This is a genomic window from Microbacterium sp. CFBP9034 (assembly GCF_034045255.1).
In the GTDB taxonomy this organism is placed as follows: Bacteria; Actinomycetota; Actinomycetes; order Actinomycetales; family Microbacteriaceae; genus Microbacterium.
The window spans coordinates 1,670,854-1,695,454 of record NZ_JAXCWC010000001.1; the positions used below are offsets into that span (position 1 = coordinate 1,670,854).

The following is a 24,601-nucleotide window of genomic DNA, read 5'->3' on the forward strand; positions in this document are numbered from 1 at the left end:
CTGGGTAGTCTGGACGCGTGGGAGTGCTCTCGGATGCGAAGAAGGCGGTATCGCTGGTCCGCAAGGCCGTGACGAGCCGGTCGGCGGTCATCGACGTCCGACGCACTCTGGCGACCCGGCCGCAGCATCCCCGATTCCACTACCGGGTGGCGGTCTACTTCGCCGACGGTGACGTCAACATGTACCAGATGAGGCAGTGGTACAAGCCGCTCGCAGACCTCGCCGCGACCTGGCCGGTCGTGGTGCTCAGCCGCTCCGCCACCGGCGCCCGCGCGCTGCTGGCCGAGGACTCGCCGCCCGTCGCGTTCGTCCCCACCGTGCGCGACCTCGAGCAGTTCATCGCGCAGCAGGACATCCGCGTGGTGCTCTACGTGAATCAGAACACGCGCAACTTCCAGATGTTCCGCTACGGCCGGCGCTGGCACGTGTTCATCAACCACGGCGAGTCCGACAAGATGTACATGACCACGAACCAGTACAAGGCGTACGACTACGCGCTGATCGCGGGCGACGCCGCACGCGAGCGGCTCTCGCGGGTGCTGTGGGACTACGACATCGATCATCGGACCATCGCGATCGGTCGGCCCCAGGCCGACCACTACTCCGGGACGCTGCCCTACCCGCCGGACGACCGCACCGTGGTCCTCTACGCCCCGACGTGGGAGGGCGACCGGCCCTCGGCGCACTACGGCTCCGTGGCGACGCACGGCGAGGCGCTCGCGAGCGCGCTGCTGGCCACCGGACGCCACCGCCTGATCTACCGTCCGCATCCGCGCTCCGGCGTGGTCGACCCCGAGTACGGCGCCGCCAACCGACGCATCATCGCCGCGATCGCGGCCGCCAACGCCGCCGATGCGTCCGCCCGCCACATCTTCGACGACGGTCCCGACCTCGGCTGGCAGCTGTCGGCCGCCGACGTCGCGATCGTCGACATCTCGGCCATGGTCTACGACCGGCTCGCCGCCGACAAGCCGCTGCTGATCACCCGCCCCGCCGACCCGGCTGCGGCCATCGACACGCACGGATACCTCTCCGCGTGCGAGTGGCTGGATGCCGCGGCCGCGCCGTCCGTCGTAGCCGAGACCGACCGGGTGCTCGGCGATCCCGAGGCCGTCACGCGCCTCGAGGAGTGGGTGCGGCACTACTTCGGTGACGCCTCGCCCGGAGCCGCGACCGAGCGCTTCCACGGGGCCGTGCAGCACCTCATGGACGAGTGGGAGCGGTGGTACGCGCGGTCGTCCGACGACGTCGACGACGACGAGCTCGATCCCGATGAAGCCGAGCTGGACGACGCGGTCGAGGGCTGATCAGGTGACCGGGGCCGGACGCTCCACGAGTCGTGCGATCGCCTGCAGGGGGATCGTGACCCACGTCGGCCGGTTGCGCGCCTCGTAGATCGCCTCGTACACGGCCTTGTCGAGCTCGAGCGCGGCCAGCAAGCGGCTCTCGGTCTCGAGGTCGACGCCGGAGGCGAGCGCGTAGCCCTCGAGGAACGCCTCCCGCGCCGCCCGGGCCCAGTCGCGTGCGGCGCCGGGAGACCGCTCCGGGCCGTCCAGCCGGATCGAGCCCGCGACATAGTCGAACGACCGCAGCATGCCGGCGACGTCGCGCAGGGCGAGGTCGGCGCGCGTGCGCTCGACCATCGGGCGCAGCGGCTCGCCCTCGAAGTCCAGGAGCACCCAGCCGCGTCCGGGAACGTGCAGCACCTGGCCGAGGTGGTAGTCGCCGTGGATCCGCTGATGCGCGGGCCAGGGCTCTGCCGCGGCGCGCTCGTACACGACTTCGATGGCCTCGCGTCGTTCGGCGATGTCCGGCACCTCGGCGATGGCGATCGTGAGGCGGCGCCGCCACGACGTGGCTGTCGCCTCGCGATCCGCCGGCAGCGTCTCTCGCGTGGGGAAGAGCTCGGCGAGCGAGACGTGCACGTCCGCCGTCGCCGCCCCGAGCGCGCGCGCCGGTCCGCGGAAGTCCTGGCCGCGCGCCGCGGCACGCAGCGCCACGCGCCAGGCGTCCTCGACGTCGGGAAGGAACTCCTGGGCCGACGCCAGTGAGCCGGTGACCGTGCCCTGCGCGGTCGCCGGATCCGGCCAGCTCCCTTCGATCCAGCCGATGGCCCGGGGAACATGCACGGATCCGGCGGCGGCAAGCGCCGTCGGCAGCTCGATGTCGGGGTTCAGCCCCGGGTGCAGCTGGCGGTACACCTTGCAGATGATCGGCATCCCGCTGGAGCGGTAGATGAGCGACGTGTTCGACTGCTCGCCGGTCATCACCGTGGCGCTGCGGGGTTCGTCCGACGGGGCGTCGGGGGCAGGGTGCCCGGTGGCGACGGTGCGCGGCCCTTCGCCGCGCCCACCCAGCGTGACCATCCGGATGAGAGCCCGCGCGTACGCGGGGTCGAACGGGGCATCGATGAAGGTCGTCCCGGGTTCCGGGCTCCCGATGATGTGGTCGGGCGGGGCATCGACGGTCTCGGTCGCCCGGGAGACGACAGGCAGCTGGTAGAGCACCACGGGCAAGGCGCCCTCGTCGGCGACCAGGTAGGTGCGGATCCGCGCGTCCTCATCCTGCGCGGCGGCCGGCGCGAGATCCCACCACGAGATCAGGCGGAGGCTCGGTGGGCGCCCCTTCGCGGCGTACCACCGCTGCCGGGGCATCCATGCCGCCAGGCACGCGAGCGTGCTGTCCATGCCACGAGCGTAGGCCCGCGCGGCTCGGCGTGTCGATCTGTCAGGCGCTCATGACGGCGGACAGCACCGCGTACCCCACCTGACGGCCGGTGATGTCGGAGTGCCCCGACACGAACTCGTCGGCGTTGAGGGACCAGACGTCGTGCGCGGCGAAGTCGTAGGTGCCCCCGACGTCGAGCAGCGTCGCCGACACTCCGCCCGGTGTCTTGAGCGCGCCGTTGCGTCCGATGCCGCCGAACGGGTCGTTCGCGTCGCCCAGGGAGACGCCGATCTGGCGGGCGAGCCGCGAGGCGATCGGGTACGCCATGCCGACGGCCTTGTCGTTGCGCGTGTAGGTGATGACGACCGGGCCGCGGACCTTCGCCGGCACCTTCGCGAACATCCCGCTCTTGCCGCTTCCGTCCCAGTCCTTCGCCATGCCGAAGTGGCTGTACGCCGCCTGCAGGAGGGCGAGCGACGAGATCGGCGCCGAGGTGGAGAGCGCTGCGGCGGTGACGGCACGACCCCCGAAGGAGTGGCCGACGAGATGGATCCGCGCGGACCCGGCGTCGCCGTGGATGCGCTCGAGCAGCGGGGCGATGCCCTTCTGCCCGACCACGCCGGCGCGTTCCTTCATCGTGTAGTACGTCGTCACGTTGACGAGGTTGCGTGCCGCGCCGACGATGCTGTCGAGGAACCCCGCCCCGCCGCCGTCTTCGGACAGGGGGGCGAGGCCTGCGGGATCGATCGAGGCGGCGCCGCCGATGGCGGCGGGCGCGGCATCGCCGTCGTTCCCTCCCCGTGCGGCCTCCAAGACCTCCTGAGCGGGCGCCTTCTTGAGCGCTTCGAACCCCGCCTTGTCCTCGCCCTTCGTCGACCCGGGCAGCGTTGTGCGCAGCAGTGCGAGGAACTCCTCCTGCGCCTCCGACGACCCTTCGAGCTTCGGCGCCAGGGCGAGGAGCTTCGACCGCACCTCCGGGTCCTCGATGCGCTGGGTGATCTCCGTCTCGAGCGCGGCGAGGTCGTCCGCGACGCCGGCACCCGCGCCGGAGTTCTCCTCTTCGGCCCACTGGATCGACGGCCACAGGATGCCGACGACGACGAAGCGCCGGTCACGGGCCCCGTCCACCCGCGGGCGCACGTCGACGATGGAGTCGACGAGCTTCTCGTACAGCGCGCGTGCCTGGCCGGGGGTGTTGTTCCACCCGTGCGCGACCACGATCACATCGGTCGGATCCTTGGCGGCCAGCAGGCTCTCGAGGTCGGCGAGCTGGTCCGGATGGACCCGCGCGCCCTTGGCATCGAACTCCACATCGGCGTACGGCAGTTTCATGATGCTCTCCGGTCTGTCTCGTGCCCCGTCGGGGGCGTCACACGCTCTGAATGGCCCGCATCGCGTCGACGAGCCCCCGGCCCTGGAACGACTGCTCGCGCCCGAGGTCGCTGGCCGACTCCATGAGCACCCGCTTGACCTCATCCGGCTTGCCGATGAACTCGCGGTGCACCGACAGGAAAGCAGCCGCGACGCCGGACACGTGCGGGGCCGACATCGAGGTTCCCGAGTCCTCGACGTAGGTGATGTCGGATGCCTTCTCCCCGGCCTTGAGGTGAACGTTGGCGCGCGCCTTCGCCAGGAGCTCGCCGGCGCCCGCGCTCACGACCCGCTCGCCGGGAGCGACGAGATCGGGCTTCAGGCGGCCGTCGCCGGTGGGGCCTTTGGACGAGAAGTACGAGACGCCCGTCGAGTACGGCTTGAGGGAGGTCGACCCGACGGTGATCGCCCGCGCTGCATTCCCGGGGTCGTTGATGGTCATGCCGAAGCCGAGGCGCATCTCGCGCCCCGCGGTGTCGCGCGCCGCGCCGTACCCGGTGTTGCCGGCGGAGACGACGACGCACACGCCGTTGGCGACGAGGCGATCGACCTCGCGGCACACCGGCGAGAGTCCGGTGGCGAACCATGACGGATCGAAGGGATAGCCGAGCGACAGATTGACCCCGTGGACGTTGAGCTCGCGGCCCCAGCGGTTGAGCTCCTGGATGTGCTCCAGTGCCTCGAGCAGGGATGCGAGATCACCCGTCCGGTCGTCGCGGAGGACCTTGATGGGCAGGATCTTCGTCTCGGGGGCCATGCCGCTGATCCGGTCGAGCGTGACGCGCTCGACGCCGGTCTCGCCCTCCGCGGTGCGATACCAGGTCGCGGCGGCGATGCGTCTGCCGCGCGGCGTCGCGGTCTGCCCGCCCGCGATGATCCCCGCGACGTGCGTGCCGTGCCCGTTCGGGTCCCGGAGCGCTGCGGCATCCGTCGTCCCCGGGACGAAGCTGCGCGCGCGGAGGCCTTCGGGCAGGTCCAGGGTGCGGTGCGTCGCGAAGTGGGCGTGCTTCTGGTCGATCCCGGTGTCGAACACCGCCCACACGATGCCGTCGCCCGTCGCGTCGAAGGAGCGCACGGCCGCGTCGGCCTTGGTCGTGATGACCGAGCGGTGGATGGTCGCCCGCACCTCGAAGTTGGGCCACACCCGGTTGATGAAGCTGCGGGGAGCCGTCTTCGCCTCCTGGCGGCTCGAGCGCGGCGTCGACCCCTTGTCGGCGTCGATGCGCACGAGCGCGTGGATCTCGGCGGGCGTCAGCGCCGCCATGACGTAGCTGCCGGTGCGCCAGGCGGAGGCATCCCGTCCCGATGCGGCCATGCTGACGAGCGCGAGCAGCTCGGCGACGGCATCGTCGAGCGGGATGCCGCTGTCGGTGCGCAGCTCGATCACCACGCCGATGGGCTCGTTCTCACCCGCGGAGGCCATGCGCTCGGCCAGGGGACGTGTGATGACGGAGTCGGTGACGAGCGACACCGTGGTCGGCATGTCCGGCAGCGAGAACGCCGGGGTGGCGGCCGGACCTCCGGCTTCGGGCGCGGGCGGCGGGGGTGCGGGCGGCGCCTCCGTGCTCGGCGCGGGCGGCTTCTGGCCCTGCGGCATGGGCTTCGCGGGGTCGGGTTCGAGGTCGGGCTCGGGCTCGACCGCGCGGAACTCCTTCGGAAGGTGCTGACGATCTTCTGCGGACGCCATTGCCCCTCGCCCTCTCTCCCCGCCGCGAGAGTACTCCCGCCGCGCAGCTGTCACCAGGGTGAGGAGAGCGGCGACCTTCCTGATACCGGCGGAGGTGAGGGGATGCGGCTCACTCCTCCGCCGTGAGCTCCTCGGGCGCCGGGCCCTCGATGCGGTCGCGGCGCCGCGCCGACGGGCCGAGCCTGCGGGCGGTCGAGCCGATCGCGGTGGCGCCGCGCGACACGCCGCCGACGATCGCCCCGCCGGCGTGACGCAGTGTGCGGGTGGCTGCGCGCTCCAGACGGGTGGCGCCCGGCCGGGGCTCGAGCTCGGGCGGCAGGATCGCGGGCGGGAGGCCGAACGCGCGCCGCGAGTTGACCAGCACGCGGCGGCCCAGGATGTTGTTTCCGGCGCCGCCGATCGCGGCGCCGATGCCGAACGGGAGCGCCTTGCCGATCCACGAGGCACCGCCGCGCACCGCGAACTGGTGGATGAACGAGGTCTTGAGCCGATCGACGAGCGGACCGACCGCGGCGCGGGGGAGTGTCTTGGTCACCAGCTCGCCCCAGTACCGGTCGCGCGTGGGGCCTCGGCCGGCGGCCTGGCCCGCGAGCTGCGCCACGAGGTCGATGCCCTCCTTGCCCAGCATGAGGGTGAGCACGAGCGCGCGGGCACGGTCGGGATCACCGACGGGGATGCCGTGCACCTCGGTCACCGACTGGGCGAAGAGCGCGGTCGCCTCGAGGAAGGCCACCGTCTCGGCACCGCTCAGCGCGAGCGTGATGCCGGTGCCGATTCCCGGAACCACCGCCGTCGCACCCACCGCGGCGCCGCCGGTGGTCACCGCGGCGAGGTACCGGCGCTCGAGGATCCGCACGATGTCGGCGGTCGAGGCATCCGGATGCCGCAGGCGGATGCTGCGCAGATGCGCGAGCACCACCGGCCGTTGGATCGCCAGGACGCGATCGAGCGCGCGCACGGTGCGGGGATGCTCGTCCGATCCCACGGGCGGCAGGCCGCCCTGCCACGGCGAGTCGGTCGGCAGCGAGTGGATGCGGTGCACCTTGTCGGTCATCGCGCCGATCCTATGCGGCGAACCCTGGGCGTCGGCCCGGGCTTGACAGCGTTGCGCCGATCAGGTCAGACGTAGAGGTTCGCGCGCTCGAGGTCTTCGGCGAAGTCGACTTCGACCGCATACAGATCCGAGATGTCGAGCGGCTCGAGCAGGACGCCGTCCTCTGCGATCGCGAGCTCGAGGCCGCGCTCGAAGTAGTCCTGGTCGTCGACCCGCGCGAGGTGACGCATGAACGACTTCTTGTCACGGCTGGAGATGTAGTTGATGCCGACGGCCTCGCCGATGCCGCCCTTGACGGTCTTGGAGAGCTCGTCGATGAAGCCCTCGGCCGTGACCGTGTACTTGACCTCTTCGTCGCTCACCTTGGAGGTGTTGACCGTCACGAAGGACTGGTCGCGCTCGATCAGCTCGATCGCGCGGCCGAGCACCAGCGGGTCGAACACGACGTCGCCGTTCATCCACAGCACGCCGCTCCGGCCCGTCGTCGCCAGGGCGCGAAGGAGGCTTTTGGAGGTGTTGGTCTGGTCGTAGCGGTCGTTGTAGACGTAGTCGACCGACGGGAACGCCTCGACGATCGTCTCGGCCTTGTACCCCACGACGGTCGTGATCTTGGCGTCGTCGCCGAACGCCGCACGGATGTTGTCGTGCTGCTGCTGCATGATGCTGCGGCCGTCGCTGAGCTCGGTGAGCGGCTTGGGAAGGCTGCGGCCGAGGCGCGAGCCCATTCCGGCTGCGAGAATGACGGTCTGAAGGGTCAAAGGTCTGCTCCTGAAGTGCGTGTTTTCACTGTCGGTTCACCGACTCGACACCCCTTCGTGCCTGGTCCATGGTAGCGAGGGCACCTGGGAAGGTGCGGAATGATGTCCCGCCGTTGCGCATTCGTGACAAAACGGCGTTCTCGAGACTCTGCGACACGCATTGCCCGTCCGGCGGGGCCGCTTGATACCTTGGATCGGTGACAGCCTCCCTGCCCGTGCCGAATGACGTCGATCCGGACGAGCCGGAACGCCGCGACGGTGCGCCCATCGTGTCGCTGCCATCGAATCCTCAGGCGAGGTCCTCTGAGCGCGCCGCACCCCGCACGCCCGCGCGGAAGAAGGGGACGAAGTCCCGCCCGCCCGCCGCGGCGAAGGAGCGACCGGTGCAGGAGCCCATCCCCGATTCGACCCCCGTCCGCGATCCGGCCTCCGTCCCCGGCCCGCCCCCGCCCCTTCCTCGGGGCCTCGGGGCCACCGGCACTGCCGACATCGTGATCCCCCCGAGGCCGCCGCTCCCGGCGACGCCGGACGATGTGATCGTCCAGCGGGAGGCTGTCGCGCCCGTGGTCGAGCCCGCGGTGAAGCCGGAACCGGAGCCGCAACCCGTGCCCGAGGCGAAGCCGGTCCCCGAGCCGCAGCCGGAACCGCTCCCCGTAGCCGCCGCGGACGTGCCCGAGGTACTCACGACCCCTGTCGCCGCGGGCGATGTGCTCGTGCTCCGAGGAGTGGCCAAGCGCTTCGGCGACACCCTCGCGGTCGACGGCATCGACCTCACCGTGCCGGCCGGCACCTTCTACGGCCTCGTCGGGCCCAACGGCGCCGGAAAGACCACGACGCTGTCGATGATCGCCGGCCTGCTCGAGCCCGACCGCGGCTCGATCCGCGTGGGCACGGTGGACGCGGCATCCGATCCCCTCGCCGCGAAGCGGCTCATGGGCGTCCTGCCCGACCGCCTGCGCACGTTCGACCGGCTCACCGGGCGGCAGCTGCTCTACTACTACGGCGTGCTGCGCGGCCTGTCGTCCTCGGTCGTCGAGAGTCGCACCGCCGACCTCGCGCGGGCGTTCGACCTCACCGACGCGCTCGGCCGGCTCGTCTCGGACTACTCCGCGGGCATGACGAAGAAGGTCATGCTGGCGGGCGCGCTGATCCATTCGCCGCGACTGCTGGTGCTCGATGAGCCGTTCGAGGCCGTCGATCCCGTCTCGAGCGCGATCATCCTCGACATCCTGTCGACCTACGTGGCCCACGGCGGCACCGTCATCCTGTCCAGCCACGGCATGGAGCTCGTGGAGCGAGTGTGCTCGCGCGTCGCTGTGATCGTCGCCGGTCAGGTGCTCGCCGAGGGGACCATCGACGAGGTGCGCGGCGAGCTCAGCCTGGAGCAGCGGTTCATCGAACTCGCGGGAGGTCTGAGCGACGTGGAGGGCCTCGAGTGGCTGCACACGTTCTCCGACTGAGGATCGCACTCCTCTTCGGCGCCCTCCGCGGCGACGGCGGACACGTCTTCCGAGCCGTTCTCGCGCTGGTCCTGCTGATCGCGGCCACGGCCGCCGCCTGCTGGGCCGTCCTGACGCTGCGGGATGCCCAGACCGAGGTGGTGCTCGCGGTCACGGTGCTCGGCGGCGCCGCCGTCACACTGGGGTTCGCTCTCGCTCCGCTCATCGGAGCGGCGGACGATCCCCTCGATCCCCGCCGGTTCGCGCTGCTCGGACTGCCGCGTGGACGGCTCGCCGCAGTCCTCGCGCTCGCAGGCCTCATCAGCGTGCCCGTCTTCGCGCTCCTCGCGATCGCGATCTGCGCCGCGGTCGTGTGGGGCGAGCAGGGCGTCGAGTGGCCGGTCTCGGTCGCCGGCACGGTGCTCGGCGTGCTCACCTGCGCGCTGCTCGCCCGCGTCTGCATGGCTGTGGCGTCGCTCTTCCTGCGCGACCGCCGCTCCCGCGAGCTGTCGGGGCTCTTCCTCCTCGCGATCCTGGTCGTCGTCGTCCCGGTCGGCGTCTTCTTCGCCTCACTCGAGTGGCGCGGGGAGGTTCCGACGCAGCTCTTCGAGGCGGTCTCCGCCCTCGCCCTCACGCCGGTCGGCGCCGCCTGGGCACTGCCGGGGCTGGTGGCGACGGGCGACGACACCGCCGGCGTCGCCCTCCTCGTGGCCGTCGGGACGCTCGCCGTGCTCGCGCTGCTGTGGGCCTGGGTCGTCAAACGGCTCCTCACGACGACCGAGCGCCCGTCGTCGGGTCGCGAGCAGGGCGGGCTGGGCTGGTTCGGTGTGGCCCCCGGCACCCCCGGGGGCGCCGTCGCCGCCCGCAGTCTCGTGTACTGGTTCCGCGACCGCCGCTACATCGTCAACATGATCGTCATCCCGTTCGCCGCGGCCGCCACCGTCGTCCCGCTGCTCGTCGCGGGGGTGCCGCTGGAGCTCGCCGTCCTCCTGCCCGTCCCGTTCGCGGCGGTGCTGCTGGGCTGGCTGCCGCACAACGACCTGGCGTACGACTCCACCGCGGTGTGGATGCACATCGTGAGCGGGATGCGGGGCACGTCCGACCGCGTCGGGCGACTGGTGCCCGTCCTCCTCATCGGCATCCCGCTCCTCGCCGTCGCCATTCCGGTCGTCATCTCCCTCCACGGCCGGTGGGCGATGCTGCCCGCCATGGTCGGCGTGTGCGCGTCGCTCTTCTTCGCCGGGCTCGGCCTGTCGAGCATCTCCTCGGTGATCGCCCCGTATCCGGTCTCGCGGCCCGGCGACAGCCCGTTTCAGCAGCCGCAGCGCACGGGAGCAGGCGGCGCGGCCGCACAGGCGCTCGTGATGCTCGGGGCGATCGCGGTGAGCGTGCCGGCGCTCTGGTCCGCGTGGGTCGCCCTCACGCGCGACATCGACGCCGCGATGCCGGCGCTGTGGGCAGGGCTCGCCGCGGGGCTGGGTGTGCTGGTCATCGGCGTGACGGCCGGCTCGATGATCTTCGTCCGACGCGGGGGGCGGCTCATGGAGTTCGCCGAGTCCACCTGATCGCCCACGGATGACGCCTCGCCTCCGCGCCACGCGGACCGTCGTCGGGCTAAACTGGCTGACCATGAGCACCCCTCTCGAAGGCCCGGACCAGGGCGGTCTGGCCACCCTCGACCGAGAGCTCGAAGAGCTCATCCGCGAAGAGAACATCGAACCCGGAGATCACGAGCGCTTCTCTCACTACGTGAAGAAGGACAAGATCCTCGAGTCGGCCATCACCGGCAAACCGGTGCGCGCGCTGTGCGGCAAGAAGTGGACTCCCGGGCGCGATCCCGAGAAGTTCCCGGTCTGCCCCACGTGCAAGGAGATCTACGAGTCCCTCGCAGGCTGAGGCAGCGGCGCGTCACTCCGCGTCGGCGTACACCGTCGGAATCACCGGGTCGGACCGGCTGAGCGCGAGTCCCCGCACCGGCAGCTCCTCCCGCACGAAGGCGTGGTGAGCACGGGCCGCTTCGACGCCCTGCCGACCCTCGTGCGAGGCATCCGGCTCGCCCGCGGTCATGAGCGTGACCTGCAGGGGGCGCGCGTCCGGGTGAGATGCGGCCGTGGCGATCTCCTCGAAGCCGTCGGAGACGACGATGAGCTCGCTCGTGGCCGTGCCGCGGTCCAGGGTGCGGAAGGCGGCCTTGCGCCCGCCCTTGGACCCCTTGTCGGTCGAGGCCTTCGCCACGGCGACCCAGCCGCCCGCGGAGTCCTGGCGGGCCACCAGCTTGTAGACCATGCCCGCGGTCGGGGTGCCGGAGCCCGTCACGACCGACGTTCCCACGCCGTAGGCGTCGACGGGGGAGGCGGCGAGCGACGCGATCGCATGCTCGTCGAGATCGCTGGTGACCGTGATGCGGGTGCCTGTCGCACCGAGCTCGTCGAGCTGGGCGCGGACGTCGGCGGCGACGAGCGGAAGATCGCCGGAGTCCAGGCGGACGCCGCCGAGGCCCGTGCCGGCGACGCGGATCGCGGTCGCGACGCCCTCCCGGGTGTCGTAGGTGTCCACCAGCAGCGTCGTGTCGACGCCGAGCGCCTCGATCTGCGACCGGAACGCCTGCTCCTCGGTATCGTGCAGCAGGGTCCAGGAGTGGGCCGCGGTGCCCATCGTGGGGATGCCCCACCGGCGCCCGGCCTCCAGGTTCGAGGTCGCCCCGAAGCCGACGATGTACGCCGCGCGCGCCGCGGCCACGGCGGACGACTCCCCGGCACGGCGCGAGCCCATCTCGGACAGCGGGCGGTCGCCGGCGGCGATGCTCATCCGCGCGGCGGCGGTGGCCACGGCGGAGTCGTGGTTCAGCACGCTCAGCGCGAGAGTCTCGAGCACGACGGCCTCGGCGAAGCTGCCCTCGATGGTCAGGATGGGGGAGCCGGGGAAGTACAGCTCGCCCTCGCGGTAGCCGGTGATCGAGCCGCTGAAACGGTAGCCCTCGAGGAAGTCGAGGGTCGCGGCATCCACCACCCGCTCGTCGCGGAGGTAGCGCAGCTCGTCCTGGCCGAACTGGAAGTCGCGGATCAGGCTCAGCAGCCGCCCCGTGCCGGCGACCACGCCGAATCGGCGTCCGCCCGACAACCGGCGCCCGAACAGCTCGAACACGCAGCGGCGATCGGCGGTGCCGTCGCGCAGAGCCGCGTCGAGCATGGTGAGCTCGTAGCGATCGGTGTGCAGGGCGGTGCTCCGGGAGTCGCTCATGCGGGTCAGCCTAGCCAGGGGCTGGCGTAGGCTGGACGATCGTGAACGACGCTCCCATCGGAATCTTCGACTCCGGTGTCGGCGGGCTCACCGTGGCACGGGCAGTCTCGGCCCAGCTTCCCCGCGAATCGCTGCTCTACATCGGCGACACCGCGCACTCCCCGTACGGCCCGAAGCCGATCGCCGACGTGCGGCGCTACTCTCTCGAGATCCTCGACACGCTGGTGGACCAGGGCGTCAAGATGCTCGTGATCGCCTGCAACACCGCCTCGGCCGCGATGCTGCGCGACGCGCGCGAGCGCTATGACGTCCCCGTGGTCGAGGTGATCGGCCCCGCCGTCCGCACCGCGATGTCCACGAGCCGCAACGGCCGCATCGGCGTGATCGGCACGGTGGGCACGATCGGCTCGCGCGCCTACCAGGACATGCTCGAGGTGAACGAGCGCCTGACCGTGTTCGCCGAGGCCTGCCCGCGCTTCGTGGAGTTCGTCGAGGACGGGGTCACCGAGTCGCCCGAAGTGCTCGCCATGGCCGAGGAGTACCTCGCACCGCTGCGCCACGCCGGCGTCGACACCCTCGTGCTCGGCTGCACGCACTACCCGTTCCTCGAGGGCGCGATCAGCTACGTGATGGGTCCCGACGTCTCGCTCGTCTCGAGCGACACCGAGACCGCGAAGGACGTCTACCGTCAGCTGGTCTCCCGCGACCTGCTCGCGGGTCCGGATGCCTCGCCCACCCATGTCTACGAGGCCACCGGCGCGTCCGCCGACGACTTCCTGCGGCTGGCCCACCGCCTCATGGGCCGCGAGGTGCGAGAGGTCCAGCTCGTGCAGACCGGCGCCATCCAACTTCCCCCGCGCCTCGGCTGAGGCATCCCCACCCGAGGAGACCACCCATGACCGAACTCACCGGCGCCGATCTCGTGCGAGCCGACGGCCGCACCGTCGACCAGCTGCGTCCCATCACGATCGAGCGCGGCTGGAGCAGCCACGCCGAGGGGTCCGCCCTCATCTCGTTCGGCGGCACCAAGGTGCTGTGCACCGCCTCGTTCACCAACGGCGTGCCCCGGTGGCTCACCGGCAAGGGCAAGGGCTGGGTGACGGCGGAGTACGCGATGCTGCCGCGTGCGACCAACAGCCGCAACGACCGCGAGAGCGTCAAGGGCCGCGTGGGCGGCCGCACCCACGAGATCTCGCGGCTGGTCGGCCGTGCGCTGCGGGCCGTCGTCGACACCAAGGCGCTCGGCGAGAACACGATCGTGATCGACTGCGACGTGCTGCAGGCCGACGGGGGCACCCGCACCGCCGCGATCACCGGCGCCTACGTCGCGCTGGCGGACGCGATCGAGTGGGGTCGTGCGAAGAAGTTCATCGGCCAGAAGGCGGTTCCCCTCATCGACTCGGTGTCGGCCGTCTCGGTCGGCATCATCGACGGCGAACCGATGCTCGACCTCGCCTACGTCGAGGACGTGCGCGCCGAGACGGACATGAACATCGTCGTCACCGGGCGCGGGCTCTTCGTCGAGGTGCAGGGCACGGCGGAGGGCGCGCCCTTCGACAAGCGCGAGCTCGACGCCCTCCTCGACCTCGGGGTCGCCGGCTGCGCCTCGCTCCGGGAGCACCAGCTCACGGCGCTGTCCGCGGGCGGCGACGCGTGAACGCCCACCCGTCGGACATGGCGGATGCCGTGGCCGCCGCCGATGCGGCACCCGGGACTGCACGCCAGATCGTGCTCGCCACCCACAACCCGCACAAGGTGGAGGAGTTCCAGGCCATCGTCGCGGCCACCCGGCCCGACCTGCAGGTCGTGGCGTACGACGGCCCGGAGCCCGTCGAGGACGGTGTGACGTTCGCCGCCAACGCGTTGATCAAGGCCCGTGCGGCGGCGGCGCACACCGGGCTTCCGGCACTCGCCGACGATTCCGGCATCTGCGTCGACGTGCTGGGCGGGGCTCCCGGCGTCTTCTCCGCGTACTGGGCCGGACACGCGAAGGATGCCGCGGCCAACGTGGAGCTGCTGCTCGACCAGCTGTCCGACATCCGCGATCCGCAGCGCACGGCGCAGTTCGTCTCGACGATCGCGCTCGTCGTGCCGGGCGATGCGTCGAGCGAAGAGGTCGTCGAGGGCCGCTGGCCCGGCCGCCTCGCGCGGGAGGCGTCGGGCGCGGGCGGCTTCGGCTACGACCCCGTCTTCATCCCCGACGATCAGCCCGCGGACGCCGAGCGCACGGTCGGCGAGTGGTCCGCCGCCGAGAAGAACGCGGCATCCCACCGCGCTCGCGCATTCGCCCTGCTCGCACCGCTGCTGACCGGATTGTGAGCGCTTGCCGGGACTGAGAATCACACTCATTCCCGACTGCGCCGATCAGCGTTCGCTCGGCCGGTGCGGGGCATACCCTGGCCTCATGCACGATCACGCGAGCGCCCAGGAGGGCGGCATCCGCGGGGCGAGCAACCGACGGCTGCTCGCGTTCTCGCTCGCGATCACCACCGTCGTGATGATCGTGCAGGTGGTGGGCGCCGCGCTCTCCGGATCCTTGGCGCTGCTCGCGGATGCGGCGCACATGTTCACGGATGCCGCCGCCCTGGTGATCGCCCTCGTGGCCACCGCGGTCGCCGCGCGACCCGCCAACGACCGCCGCACGTTCGGGTATCAGCGCGCGGAGGTGTTCGGCGCCCTCGTGAACGGCATCATCCTGATCGCGCTGTCGGGCTGGGTCGCGGTCGAGGGCGTGCAGCGCCTGCTCGACCCCGGTGACGTCGAGGTGGCGGGCGGACTCATGCTCGTCGTCGCGGTCGTGGGTCTCGTGGCCAACGCCGTCGCGATGTGGCTGCTCAGCTCGGCCCAGCGTCGCAGCATCAACGTGCGCGGTGCGTATCTGGAGGTGCTCGGCGACCTCATCGGCTCGGCCGCCGTGATCGTGGCCGCCGTCGTGATCGTCACGACGGGGTGGGTGCAGGCCGATGCGATCGCGTCGCTGTTCATCGCCGCCATGATCATCCCGCGTGCCGTCGGCCTGCTGCGCGAGGTCGTCTCCGTCCTCGCGGAGTCGGTCCCGCAGGGCACCCAGGTGCGCGACATCCGCGAGCACATCCGCTCGACCCCCGGCGTCGTCGATGTGCACGATGTTCACGTCTGGCAGCTGACGCGCGGCGCGCCGGTGTTCTCGGCGCATGTCGTGGTCGATGACGCCGCGATGCGGGACGGCCGCGCGTCGGCCATCCTCGGCGACCTGCAGACCTGCCTTTCGCAGCACTTCGACGTCGAGCACTCGACGTTCCAGCTCGAGCCCGCGGGGCACGTCGAGCACGACGCGCACGCCTAGCCCGGTCGGTCCTCCCGGCGCACCTCGTCGGGCCGCTTGTCGGGACGCAGGCCCCGCCAGCGCGAGTGCCGAAGGATGCCGCCGGGCGTGAACTCGCCGTACTCGACCTCGCCCACGAGCTCGGGGCGCACCCACAGCGCATCGCGGGCATCGAGCGGCGGCACGCCGACGAGCGGATTCTCCTCGGTGCGCAGCGGGGTGAGTGCGCGCAGCAGGGCGGCGAGGGCGGAGTCGCTGAAGCCGGTGCCGACCCGGCCGGCGTACCGGAGACCGTCGTCGTCGGGGATGCCCAGCAGCAGCGAGCCGAAGGTGCCGCTGCGCCCGCCCTTGCCGGGACGGATGCCGGCGATCACGACCTCCTGGGTGGCGGTGATCTTGACCTTCAGCCAGGACTCCGACCGGACCCCCCGCAGGTACCGCGACGCCGGATCCTTCACCATGATGCCCTCGAGCCGCAGCCGCGTGCTGGTCTCGAGGGCCACGTCGACGTCGTCGAACACCGGGGGGATGCTGAGCGCAGGGATGGCGCCGGCGGCGAGGCGCTCGAGGGCGAGGCGCCGCTCACGCAGCGGGGACGAGGTGATGTCGGCTCCGCCGTGCACCAGCAGGTCGTACAGGTAGTAGCGCACCGGCGTCCGGCGGGCGACGCGGGCGATGTCGCCGGCGCGCTCGAGGTTCATGCGCGTCTGCAGAAGCGGGAAGCTCGGGCGCCCGTCCGGCTCCAGTGCGACGAGCTCGCCGTCCACGACCGCCGGCTCGTCGCCGAGGCCGATGTCGATGTCGGTCAGCTCGGGGTAGCGGTGCGTGAGCTCGTTCCCGCTGCGGGCGAACAGGCGCAGTCGCGTTCCGTCCCAGGCGCCGACCGCGCGGATGCCGTCCCATTTCGCTTCGGCCCAGGCCTGATCACCCCAGCGGGCGGCTGCCTGACGGGCGAGCGCGGGGGTCGAGGACGTCGCGAGCATCGGTCGCAGCTGATCCGGGCTCGGCGGCCACACCGCGGAGGTCGCGGACTCCGGGGGAACGCGGGCGTCCGGGGCGACGCGGGGGCGCGTGCGGGGCGCCGGTGCGGGTCGCGGCTCGTCGGCCTGCGGGCTCGCATGGACCGGCTGTCCGTCGGGCTGCGGCCGGCCCGCGGCATCCGTCTTCATCCGGTGCAGGAGCCAGCTGGACTTCTCGCCCTCGCCCTCGGTGCGGATCAGCGCCAGCCGTACGCGCCCGAGGGGGCCGCCGGGACGCCCTTCGAGGGTCGCGATCACCTCGTCGTCACGCCACTTCTCCAGCTCGTACCGGCCGTCGTCCCAGATCGTGACCGAGCCGCCGCCGTACTCGCCCGCCGGGATCGTGCCCTCGAAGGACGCGTACGACATCGGATGGTCCTCGGTCATGATCGCGAGGTTGTTGCGCTTGTAGGAGGGGGGAACGCCGCGCGGCACCGCCCAGCTCACCAGCACGCCGTCGTGCTCGAGCCGGAAGTCCCAGTGCAGCGCCGTCGCGTGGTGCTCCTGGATCACGAAGATCGGCTTCTCGCCGTGGGGCGTCGCGCCGAGCGGGTTCTCCGGCACCGGCTCGGGCGTCCGCGACGCGCTGCGCTTGGCGATGTACGACGACAGCGGGCCGGACTCCGCCTCGCGTCCGCCGGCGTGGAAGCCGAGGGCGTCCATCGGGTCGCCGAGCTCGTCCATCCGCTCGAGGACCTCCTCGAACAGCAGATGCCGCAGGCCCGGGGCCTCGATCTCGTCCCACGATCTCGGCGCGGCCACGGTGGGGTGCGACCGGCCGCGCAGCGAGTACGGCGCGATCGTGGTCTTGGCGCCGTTGTTCTGACTCCAGTCGATGAGGACTTTGCCGTGGCGCTCCGTCTTCTTCATCGAGCTGACGACGACGTCGGGGTGGTCGGCTTCGATCGACCGGGCGAGCTCCTTGGCGATCATCGACGCCTGCTCGGTGGTCTGCCCGGGCGGCAGCGCCGTGTAGAGGTGGATGCCCTTGCTGCCGCTGGTGACCGGGTACGGCTCGAGCCCCATCCCGGTGAGGATCGTCCGTGCCCAGCCTGCGACGATCGCGCATTCGGCGAGCCCGGCACCGGGTCCGGGATCGAGGTCGAGCACCAGGCGGTCGGCGGGTCCGCGCTCGCCGTCGGGCGTGAACCGCCACTGCGGCACGTGCAGCTCGAGGCTGGCCACCTGCGCGAGGTAGACGAGGGTCGGGACGTCGCCGACCAGGGGATAGTCCTTGGTGCCCGTCGAGTGGGGGATCGGCATCCGCTTCACCCACGACGGCGCGCCGCGTTCGAGGTCCTTCGCGAAGAAGACCATGCCGGGTTCATCGTCTGTGCCGACCCCCTCGGGCCAGCGCTTGCGGGTGACCGGACGCCCGATGACATGGGGGATGAGCAGCGGCGCGATGCGCGTGTAGTAGTCGATCACCTCGCCCTTGGTGGTGCCCGTCTCGGGGTAGAGCACCTTGTCGAGGTTCGTCACGCGCAGGCGACGCCCGCCGATGCTCACGAGCTGCTCGGCGGACTTGCCCCGTGGCTGCGCCATGCGCCCATCCTGCCGTGTCGGCGGGGGTCGCACGAACGCCGCCGCGCGCTAGCATGCGCCTCATGGCGTCGATCGAGCACTGCATGGTCTCGTTCGCGCTCTGCACCCCCGAAGGCGTTCCGCTCGGCAGCACCGCGCAGGTGCGCATGCGCCGCGCTCCCGGCTGGAGCGACACGAGGCCGCTGGTCGCCCTCGCGCGTCGCGCGTGGGCGCTCGAGCTCACCGTGCTCCGTCTGATCGATGCGGTCAAGAACGAAGGCGTGTGGCACCTCCGGTACGGCGCCGAGGCCGACTCCGCGTCCGCGGTGCGAGCGGTCGCGCTCGCACCCGCCGACCCCGGCGACTTCGTGGACGAGCAGCTGCGCCAGCCATGGGCGCGGCCCGGCGGCCCGGCACGGCAGCTGGAGTGGGCGATCGAGGCGCTCGCCACCGCCGGCGTGCCGCTCACGGGCGAGCCCGAGCAGGTGCGGTCGTGGAACCTGTCCTCGCTGTGGCGGCTCCCGCACGCCCGTGGTGCGGCCTGGCTCAAGGCGGTGCCGTCGTTCTTCGCGCACGAGGGGGCCGTGCTGGAGGGGCTGCGCGGGTTCGACGTCCCGCGGCTGCTCGATCGCACCGACGGCATCTGCCTGCTCGACGAGATCCCCGGCGAGGACCTGTACGGAGCGGGCGGCGCTGTCGCAATGCGCATGATCGATCTGCTCGTCGGCATCCAGCGCGCGACCGCCGCTGACGAAGCGTTCGCCGCGGTACGCGGGCTCCTCCCGGATTGGCGTCTCCCGGCGCTCGCGGCCGGGGCCGCGCACACCCTGGAGAGCTCGGCCGAAGACCTGACGGCGGCGGAGCGCCGGGCCATCGAGCGGCTGATCGACGGGCTCGACGCGGGCGCGGGGCGTCTCGAGGACTGTGGACTGCCGGACGGCCTCGTGCACGGGGATTTCCATCCCGGCAACGTCCGTGGCACGCCCGCACGGATGACCCTGCTCGATTGGGGTGACAGCGGGATGGGGCATCCGCTCCTCGACGTCGCCGCGTTCACCGAGCGCATGCCCGAAGCGGATGCCGAGCCCGTCATCGACCACTGGCTCGCCGCCTGGCAGGACGCCGTCCCCGGCAGTGATCCGGCCCGCGCGCTGATGTTGATCGGTCCGGTCGCGGCCCTGCGTCAGGCCGTGATCTATCAGGGTTTCCTCGACCGGATCGAGCCTGACGAGCACGTCTATCACGCGAGGGACCCGTCCGAATGGCTGCGTCGCACAGCCATGGCCGTCGAGCAAGCGTCCGGCTCGCACTAGCCGTGACGGGTCCGACCGGTGTTCACTGGTGTGATGAGGGCGATCTGGAAGGGCGCGCTGACCTTCGGTCTGGTCAACGTGCCGGTGAAGGTGTATTCGGCGACCGAGGACCACGACGTGTCGCTGCATCAGGTGCACAACAAGGACGGCGGGCGCATCCGCTATCAGCGGGTGTGCGAGATCGACGGCGAGGTCGTCCCCTTCTCCGACATCGACAAGGCCTACGACGACGGCGAGAAGACCGTCGTGCTCACCAAGGACGACCTGGGGTCGCTCCCGTCCGAGAAGAGCCGCGAGATCGACGTGGTCGAATTCGTGCCCAGCGAGCAGGTCGACCTGCTGACGCTCGACAAGGCGTACTACCTCGAGCCGGACTCCGCGTCGCCGAAGGCCTACGTCCTGCTGCGCAAGACCCTCGAGCAGACCGATCGCACGGCGATCGTGCGGTTCTCGCTGCGGCAGAAGACGCGCCTGGCCGCCCTGCGCGTGCGCGGCGACGTCCTGGTGCTGCAGACGCTGCTGTGGGCCGACGAGGTGCGCGAGGCCGCGTTCCCGGCGCTGGACGAGTCGGTCCGGATCTCGGCGAAGGAGCTCGAGCTGTCGGCATCCCTCGTCGAGAGCTTCGCGAGCGACTTCGACCCCTCGCAGTTCACGGACGAGTACCAGGAGGAGCTGCGCACCCTCATCGACGCCAAGCTCGAGAAGGGCGACGCCCTCGACACCACCGAGACCTTCGGCGACCACGAGGAGGAGGAGACCGGCGGCGAGGTCATCGACCTCATGGCTGCGCTCCGCGCCAGCGTCGAGAAGTCGCGTGCGGCCCGCGAGGGCGGCGGTGCGAAGACCGGGTCGAAATCGGATGCCCCGGCCAAGGCTCCCGCGAAGAAGACTGCGGCGAACAAGTCAGCGGCTGCGTCCGAGAAGCCGGCAGCGAAGAAGCCCGCGGCGAAGAAGACCGCGAAGGCCTCCTGACCGCGGGTCTCGACGCCGATTCAGCTCTTGGGCGCGTCGCCCTCGTGGTGCTCGGGCCCCCGCTCGAAGACCTCCGGGTCGAGCACGAGTGCCTCGGCCTCGGTGTGGTCCGTGACGACGTCCTCACCGGCGGCGGCGGCCTTCTTGGCCTTGCGGCGCTCGCTGAGGTAGTGCCACAGGGTGACGATGGCGGTGCCGCCGACGGCGACCAGCAGGATGACGTCGATGTACTCCTCGACGAAGTGCGCGACCCACGGGATGAACCCGATCGCGTAGCCGAACATCGTCAGACCGAAGCCCCAGAGCACGGCGCCGATGAAGTTGTAGAGCGTGTACTTGCCCTTGTGCATGTGGCCGACGCCCGCCGCGACCGGCGCGAACGTGCGCACGATGGGCACGAAGCGGGCGAGGATGATCGTCAGTCCGCCGAAGCGCTCGAAGAAGGCGTTCGTGCGTTCGACGTTCTTGACGCTGAACACCCCCGACTCCTTCTTCTCGAAGACCGCCGGGCCGCCCTTGTGGCCGATGAGGTAGCCGACCTCGCCGCCGACGAACGCCGAGAGGCCGATGAGCAGAGCGACCCACCAGACGCTGATGCCGAAGATGCCGTTCGGCGCGCCCTCCTGGGGGTGCGACAGCAGGCCGGAGATGACGAGCAGCGTGTCGCCCGGGAGCAGGAACCCGATGAGCAGCCCGGTCTCGGCGAAGACGATGAAGCAGACGACGGCGAGAGCCCAGGGGCCGGCCCAGGCGATGATGCCCGCAGGGTCGAGCCAGGGGATGAGGGCGATGTCGTGCAAGATGTGGTTCCCGTCGGTCGGAGCGGTCGGCGGTGTGCACCGCGAAGGCGGCTACGTGCGGAAGGTGGGACTTGAACCCACACGCCCGGAGGCACAGGAACCTAAATCCTGCGTGTCTGCCAATTCCACCACTCCCGCGAGTGCGTTCAGTCTACTGAGCCGACTGTGCGCGGGCTGTGGGGCTGACCCCCGTTCGACGGTCAGCGGCGGATGCCCCAGAGGAAGTAGGAAGCCGGTCCGATCCAGTTGACGAGGATCGCCGGGATCCACGCCGGCTTGGGCCCGCGCACCTCGTCGGCGTCGCGGTGGGCGAGGTCCCAGAACGCCAGGAAGGCGAGCACGACCTGCACGATGCCCACCAGTCCGAATGCGACCCGGCTGCCCGGCGAGATGTCCTTCTTCGAGTGCGTCATGTCTGCTCCTTCTCTCTTCGTCCATCCTGCCCCGCACGGGGCGGGCGCGCACCTGTGGATAACTTCGGGATGCCGCTTGCCCGACTTGCGAGGATGCTTCGGTGCCCGCATCCATCGCATCGCCGCCCGCGACGCTCGTCGCCGAGCGCGTGCGGGAGCGACTCCGGGCCGAGCACGCGGATCCGTCCCGCGACCCCGAGTTCGCGGCGCACATCGCGCGCGCCGAGGTGCGCCGGCACAACGACTTCGCCCTCGCCCGGGGGCTCGCGCCGGTCGACGACGAGTCGGCCTGCGTCCGCGAGGTGCTCGCGGCCGTCGCCGGGTACGGGCCGTTGCAGCCCTACCTCGACGACCCCACCGTCGAGGAGCTGTGGATCAACGCCCCCGACCGCATCTTCGTCGCGCGCGGCGGCGTCGCCGAGCGCACGCCCCTGACGCTCACCGACACGGCCGTGCGTGATCTGGTGGAGCGGATGCTGCAGTCCAGCGGTCGCCGCGTCGACCTCAGCCAGCCGTTCGTCGATGCGTCGCTGCCGGACGGATCGCGCCTGCACGTGGTCATCCCCGACATCACCCGGCGTCACTGGGCGGTCAACGTCCGGAAGTTCCTGCCGGCGTTCCGCGACTTCGATCGACTCGTCGCGGCCGGCGCGCTCGCCCCGGCCGCCGCCGACCTGCTGTGCGCCGCCATGGCGCGCGGTGCTTCGGTGCTCGTGTCGGGCGCGACGCACGCGGGCAAGACGACGATGCTGGGGGCGCTGATCGCGGCCTGCCCGCCGCACCATCGCATCGTGACGGTCGAGGAGACCTTCGAGCTGGCCGTGTCCGCGCCAGACATCGTCGCACTCCAGGGGCGGCAGCCGAGCCTCGAGGGCACGGGCGAGGTGTCGCTGCGACGGCTGATCAAGGAGGCGCTGCGCATGCGTCCCGACCGGCTCGTGGTCGGCGAGGTGCGTGACGCTGAGGCGCTCGACCTGCTCCTGGCCCTCAACACCGGCGTCCCCGGTGCGGCGACGATCCACGCCAACTCCGCGCGGGAGGCCCTCGGCAAGCTCGCGGCGCTGCCCCTTCTCGCCGGGCGCAACATCGATGCGGCCTTCGTGGTTCCCGCGGTGGCGGCATCCGTCGATCTCGTGGTCCACTGCGAGCGCGACGCCTCGGGCGTCCGTCGCGTCGTCGAGATCGTCGAGCCCACGGGGGTGGAGGAGGCGGCCGTTGTCGCGCGGACGCTCTACCGGGTGGCGCCGTGACGTTCGTCTGGGGCGCGGTGCTGTCGGCCGGGATCCTGCTCGCGCTCTCGCCCTGGCTGTGGCCGGCGGACCGGCGCAGAGCCCCGGCCGTCGCGAGCGGGCGCACGGCGCGACTGCTCGAGGCCGCGGGCCTCTCGCGCGTGTCGCCCGGGTCGGTCGTGGTCGTCGCGATCAGCTGTGCGGTCGTGGCGGCATCCGTCGCCTGGCTGATCGCCCAGGTCGCCGCCCTCAGCCTCGTTGCCGCGGTCGCCGGGGCGGTCGCACCCTTCGCGTGGCTGCGGGCGCGCCGGGCACGGCTGCTGCGCACACGACGGGCGCTCTGGCCGGACGTGTGCGACCATCTCATCGCCTCTGTGCGTGCGGGGATGTCGCTGCCCGACGCCGTGGCGAGCCTGTCCGACTCCGCTCCCGTCGAGCTGCGCCCTGCCTTCGCCGCGTTCGCCCGAGACGTGTCGGCGTCGGGGCACTTCGACTCGAGCGCCCAGCGGCTGAAAGTCGCCCTGTCCGACCCGGTCGCCGACCGGATCATCGAAACCCTCCGAATGGCCCGTCAGGTCGGCGGAACGGAGCTCACCCCGGTGCTGCGGGCGCTCGCCGGCTCGGTGCGCGCCGACGCCGCACTACGGGCCGAGGTCGAGTCCCGGCAGTCGTGGATCCGCGGCGCGGCCGTGCTCGGCGTCGCCGCACCCTGGGTCGTGCTGGCGCTCCTCGCGCTGCGTCCCGAGGGAGCCCGCGCCTACGGGAGCCCGGAGGGGATCGTCCTCATCCTCGCGGGCGCAGCGGTGTCCTTCGTCGCCTACCGGCTCATGATCCGGCTCGGTCGGCTGCCCGAGCCGCGGCGGTGGTTCGGATGAGCGCCCTCGGGGGGAACGACCTCGCCTTCGCGATCGTCCTCGGGTCGGCCCTGGGCGTCGGCGTCTGCCTGCTGCTGTCCCTGGCACCGCGATGGGGAGCGCCGAGCCTGGCGAACCGGATCGCGCCGTACATCCGCGACGTCACCGACCCTCGCGGGCTGGGACTCACGCCCGCACCGGTCCGCCGCGACGCGGTGCTCGCGTGGCAGGCGCTGCAGACCCGCTTCGCCCAGGCGGCCGGGGGCGATGCGTCGATCTCGCGGCGGCTTCGTCAGGCGGGATGGCCCACGGATGCCGCGGCCTTCCGCGGCCGGCAGCTCGCGTGGGCGATCGCCGGACTCGGAGTCGGCGGACTGGTCGTCGTGGCCGCAGTCCTGCTCGGGCGCGGCTCGGCCTCGCTGGCGATGATCCCGCCGCTGTGCGCCGTCGGAGCCGCCCTGGGCTTCGACGCGTGGCTCAGCCGGGCCGCGCGGGCGCGCGTGGCGCGCATCCAGGAGGAGCTGCCGACCGTGCTCGAGTTCCTCGCTCTGTGCCTCTCGGCCGGGGAGGGGATCCTGGACTCGCTCCGCCGGGTGAGTGACGTCGGTGCGGGCGAGCTCACGGCAGAGCTGCGCGGCGTCGTGGTCGCCGTCGGCACCGGCTCCTCGCTGCCCGAGGCGCTGACGACCCTCGCGCGCAGGCTGCAGATCTCGGCGCTCGCCCGGACCGTCGATCAGCTCGTCGCGGCGATCGATCGCGGCGCCCCGCTCGCCCAGGTTCTTCATGCGCAGGCGCTCGACGCGCGCGAGGACGCCAAGCGGGATCTCATCGAGCGCGCGGGTCGCAAGGAGATCTACATGCTCGTCCCACTCGTCTTCCTCATCCTCCCGCTCAGCGTGCTGTTCGCCGTGTTCCCGGGAGTCTTCATGCTTCGACTCGGCATCGCCTGACGCCCCA

The 24,601-nt window shown here is 71.6% G+C and carries 22 protein-coding genes and 1 tRNA gene; 13 read left to right on the forward strand and 10 right to left on the reverse strand.

All coding sequences use genetic code 11. The features are described 5' to 3' along the window. Positions 1-17 precede the first annotated feature (17 nt). The gene (locus SOM19_RS07525) at positions 18-1,307 is read left to right on the forward strand and encodes a CDP-glycerol glycerophosphotransferase family protein (RefSeq protein WP_320485916.1); all 1,290 of its coding nucleotides are present in this window, start codon (positions 18-20) and stop codon (positions 1,305-1,307) included. Here SOM19_RS07525 and SOM19_RS07530 read toward each other — a convergent pair whose 3' ends face one another. The 5 genes from SOM19_RS07530 to SOM19_RS07550 all read right to left on the reverse strand — a co-directional run bounded on the left by SOM19_RS07530 (position 1,308) and on the right by SOM19_RS07550 (position 7,537). After that, entirely contained in the window at positions 1,308-2,687 is a 1,380-nt protein-coding gene (locus SOM19_RS07530) for a maltokinase N-terminal cap-like domain-containing protein (RefSeq protein ID WP_320485917.1), read from the reverse strand. A 40-nt stretch (positions 2,688-2,727) separates the two neighbouring features. Then, positions 2,728-3,999, reverse strand: a complete 1,272-nt coding sequence (locus tag SOM19_RS07535; RefSeq protein ID WP_320485918.1) for an alpha/beta fold hydrolase — start codon at positions 3,997-3,999, stop codon at positions 2,728-2,730. A gap of 37 nt (positions 4,000-4,036) precedes the next feature. Beyond that, the gene (locus tag SOM19_RS07540) at positions 4,037-5,725 is read right to left on the reverse strand and encodes a S8 family peptidase (RefSeq protein ID WP_320485919.1); all 1,689 of its coding nucleotides are present in this window, start codon (positions 5,723-5,725) and stop codon (positions 4,037-4,039) included. 109 nt (positions 5,726-5,834) lie between these two features. Next, positions 5,835-6,779, reverse strand: coding sequence for a hypothetical protein (locus SOM19_RS07545; RefSeq protein WP_320485920.1), 945 nt, complete (start codon positions 6,777-6,779; stop codon positions 5,835-5,837). 65 nt (positions 6,780-6,844) lie between these two features. Continuing rightward, positions 6,845-7,537 carry a phosphocholine cytidylyltransferase family protein gene (locus tag SOM19_RS07550; RefSeq protein WP_320485921.1) on the reverse strand — a complete coding sequence of 231 codons (693 nt, stop codon included), beginning with the start codon at positions 7,535-7,537 and terminating at the stop codon, positions 6,845-6,847. A 383-nt stretch (positions 7,538-7,920) separates the two neighbouring features. Here SOM19_RS07550 and SOM19_RS07555 point away from each other — a divergent pair, with 383 nt between their 5' ends. From SOM19_RS07555 to SOM19_RS07565, 3 genes are all read left to right on the forward strand, one after another. Further along, positions 7,921-8,997, forward strand: coding sequence for an ABC transporter ATP-binding protein (locus SOM19_RS07555; protein WP_320485922.1), 1,077 nt, complete (start codon positions 7,921-7,923; stop codon positions 8,995-8,997). Beyond that, positions 8,973-10,541, forward strand: a complete 1,569-nt coding sequence (locus SOM19_RS07560; protein ID WP_320485923.1) for a hypothetical protein — start codon at positions 8,973-8,975, stop codon at positions 10,539-10,541. The genes SOM19_RS07555 and SOM19_RS07560 overlap by 25 nt, the downstream gene beginning before the upstream one ends. Positions 10,542-10,605: 64 nt before the next feature. Continuing rightward, positions 10,606-10,872: a DUF3039 domain-containing protein gene (locus tag SOM19_RS07565; protein ID WP_320485924.1), complete on the forward strand. Its 267-nt coding sequence runs from the start codon at positions 10,606-10,608 to the stop codon at positions 10,870-10,872. 12 nt (positions 10,873-10,884) lie between these two features. On the opposite strand, the gene SOM19_RS07570 is transcribed toward SOM19_RS07565, so the two are convergent. Next, entirely contained in the window at positions 10,885-12,216 is a 1,332-nt protein-coding gene (locus tag SOM19_RS07570) for a nicotinate phosphoribosyltransferase (RefSeq protein WP_320485925.1), read from the reverse strand. 41 nt (positions 12,217-12,257) lie between these two features. On the opposite strand from SOM19_RS07570, the gene murI reads away from it, so the two are divergent. From murI to SOM19_RS07590, 4 genes are all read left to right on the forward strand, one after another. Continuing rightward, positions 12,258-13,085, forward strand: a complete 828-nt coding sequence (murI, locus tag SOM19_RS07575) for a glutamate racemase (protein ID WP_320485926.1) — start codon at positions 12,258-12,260, stop codon at positions 13,083-13,085. A 26-nt stretch (positions 13,086-13,111) separates the two neighbouring features. Then, positions 13,112-13,873: a ribonuclease PH gene (gene rph, locus SOM19_RS07580; protein WP_320485927.1), complete on the forward strand. Its 762-nt coding sequence runs from the start codon at positions 13,112-13,114 to the stop codon at positions 13,871-13,873. A 17-nt stretch (positions 13,874-13,890) separates the two neighbouring features. Next, the gene (rdgB, locus tag SOM19_RS07585; RefSeq protein ID WP_320485928.1) at positions 13,891-14,535 is read left to right on the forward strand and encodes an RdgB/HAM1 family non-canonical purine NTP pyrophosphatase; all 645 of its coding nucleotides are present in this window, start codon (positions 13,891-13,893) and stop codon (positions 14,533-14,535) included. A gap of 85 nt (positions 14,536-14,620) precedes the next feature. After that, positions 14,621-15,541 carry a cation diffusion facilitator family transporter gene (locus SOM19_RS07590; RefSeq protein ID WP_320485929.1) on the forward strand — a complete coding sequence of 307 codons (921 nt, stop codon included), beginning with the start codon at positions 14,621-14,623 and terminating at the stop codon, positions 15,539-15,541. Here the strand turns inward: SOM19_RS07590 and SOM19_RS07595 are convergent. Continuing rightward, entirely contained in the window at positions 15,538-18,084 is a 2,547-nt protein-coding gene (locus SOM19_RS07595; RefSeq protein ID WP_320485930.1) for an ATP-dependent DNA ligase, read from the reverse strand. The genes SOM19_RS07590 and SOM19_RS07595 overlap by 4 nt on opposite strands. A gap of 62 nt (positions 18,085-18,146) precedes the next feature. On the opposite strand from SOM19_RS07595, the gene SOM19_RS07600 reads away from it, so the two are divergent. Continuing rightward, entirely contained in the window at positions 18,147-19,376 is a 1,230-nt protein-coding gene (locus tag SOM19_RS07600; RefSeq protein ID WP_320485931.1) for an aminoglycoside phosphotransferase family protein, read from the forward strand. Positions 19,377-19,409: 33 nt separating this feature from the next. Then, a complete protein-coding gene (gene ku, locus SOM19_RS07605) occupies positions 19,410-20,348 on the forward strand; it encodes a non-homologous end joining protein Ku (protein WP_320485932.1) in 939 nt (312 codons plus the stop codon). A gap of 20 nt (positions 20,349-20,368) precedes the next feature. Here ku and SOM19_RS07610 read toward each other — a convergent pair whose 3' ends face one another. From SOM19_RS07610 to SOM19_RS07620, 3 genes are all read right to left on the reverse strand, one after another. Continuing rightward, positions 20,369-21,148, reverse strand: coding sequence for a DedA family protein (locus tag SOM19_RS07610; protein ID WP_320485933.1), 780 nt, complete (start codon positions 21,146-21,148; stop codon positions 20,369-20,371). Positions 21,149-21,204: 56 nt separating this feature from the next. Next, positions 21,205-21,286, reverse strand: a tRNA-Leu gene (locus SOM19_RS07615). Between the two features lie 62 nt (positions 21,287-21,348). Further along, positions 21,349-21,561, reverse strand: coding sequence for a PLDc N-terminal domain-containing protein (locus SOM19_RS07620; protein WP_320485934.1), 213 nt, complete (start codon positions 21,559-21,561; stop codon positions 21,349-21,351). A 101-nt stretch (positions 21,562-21,662) separates the two neighbouring features. Here SOM19_RS07620 and SOM19_RS07625 point away from each other — a divergent pair, with 101 nt between their 5' ends. Genes SOM19_RS07625 through SOM19_RS07635 form a run of 3 tightly spaced genes read left to right on the forward strand, consistent with a single transcriptional unit; the run spans position 21,663 to position 24,594 of the window. Further along, positions 21,663-22,811 (forward strand): TadA family conjugal transfer-associated ATPase, encoded by a 1,149-nt coding sequence (locus SOM19_RS07625; RefSeq protein ID WP_320485935.1) that lies wholly within the window; start codon positions 21,663-21,665, stop codon positions 22,809-22,811. After that, positions 22,808-23,665, forward strand: a complete 858-nt coding sequence (locus SOM19_RS07630) for a type II secretion system F family protein (RefSeq protein WP_320485936.1) — start codon at positions 22,808-22,810, stop codon at positions 23,663-23,665. Before SOM19_RS07625 ends, SOM19_RS07630 begins: the two co-directional genes overlap by 4 nt. Then, entirely contained in the window at positions 23,662-24,594 is a 933-nt protein-coding gene (locus SOM19_RS07635; protein WP_320485937.1) for a type II secretion system F family protein, read from the forward strand. Before SOM19_RS07630 ends, SOM19_RS07635 begins: the two co-directional genes overlap by 4 nt. Positions 24,595-24,601 lie beyond the last annotated feature (7 nt).

Coding starts and splice junctions, on each gene's coding strand:
- SOM19_RS07540 (WP_320485919.1), bottom strand. CDS start 5,725: ATGGCGTCCGCAGAAGATCGTCAGCACCTTCCGAAGGAGTTCCGCGCG.
- SOM19_RS07565 (WP_320485924.1), top strand. CDS start 10,606: ATGAGCACCCCTCTCGAAGGCCCGGACCAGGGCGGTCTGGCCACCCTC.
- SOM19_RS07530 (WP_320485917.1), bottom strand. CDS start 2,687: ATGGACAGCACGCTCGCGTGCCTGGCGGCATGGATGCCCCGGCAGCGG.
- SOM19_RS07535 (WP_320485918.1), bottom strand. CDS start 3,999: ATGAAACTGCCGTACGCCGATGTGGAGTTCGATGCCAAGGGCGCGCGG.
- rdgB (WP_320485928.1), top strand. CDS start 13,891: ATGGCGGATGCCGTGGCCGCCGCCGATGCGGCACCCGGGACTGCACGC.
- SOM19_RS07545 (WP_320485920.1), bottom strand. CDS start 6,779: ATGACCGACAAGGTGCACCGCATCCACTCGCTGCCGACCGACTCGCCG.
- SOM19_RS07570 (WP_320485925.1), bottom strand. CDS start 12,216: ATGAGCGACTCCCGGAGCACCGCCCTGCACACCGATCGCTACGAGCTC.
- SOM19_RS07600 (WP_320485931.1), top strand. CDS start 18,147: ATGGCGTCGATCGAGCACTGCATGGTCTCGTTCGCGCTCTGCACCCCC.
- ku (WP_320485932.1), top strand. CDS start 19,410: ATGAGGGCGATCTGGAAGGGCGCGCTGACCTTCGGTCTGGTCAACGTG.
- SOM19_RS07635 (WP_320485937.1), top strand. CDS start 23,662: ATGAGCGCCCTCGGGGGGAACGACCTCGCCTTCGCGATCGTCCTCGGG.
- SOM19_RS07595 (WP_320485930.1), bottom strand. CDS start 18,084: ATGGCGCAGCCACGGGGCAAGTCCGCCGAGCAGCTCGTGAGCATCGGC.
- SOM19_RS07590 (WP_320485929.1), top strand. CDS start 14,621: ATGCACGATCACGCGAGCGCCCAGGAGGGCGGCATCCGCGGGGCGAGC.
- rph (WP_320485927.1), top strand. CDS start 13,112: ATGACCGAACTCACCGGCGCCGATCTCGTGCGAGCCGACGGCCGCACC.
- SOM19_RS07620 (WP_320485934.1), bottom strand. CDS start 21,561: ATGACGCACTCGAAGAAGGACATCTCGCCGGGCAGCCGGGTCGCATTC.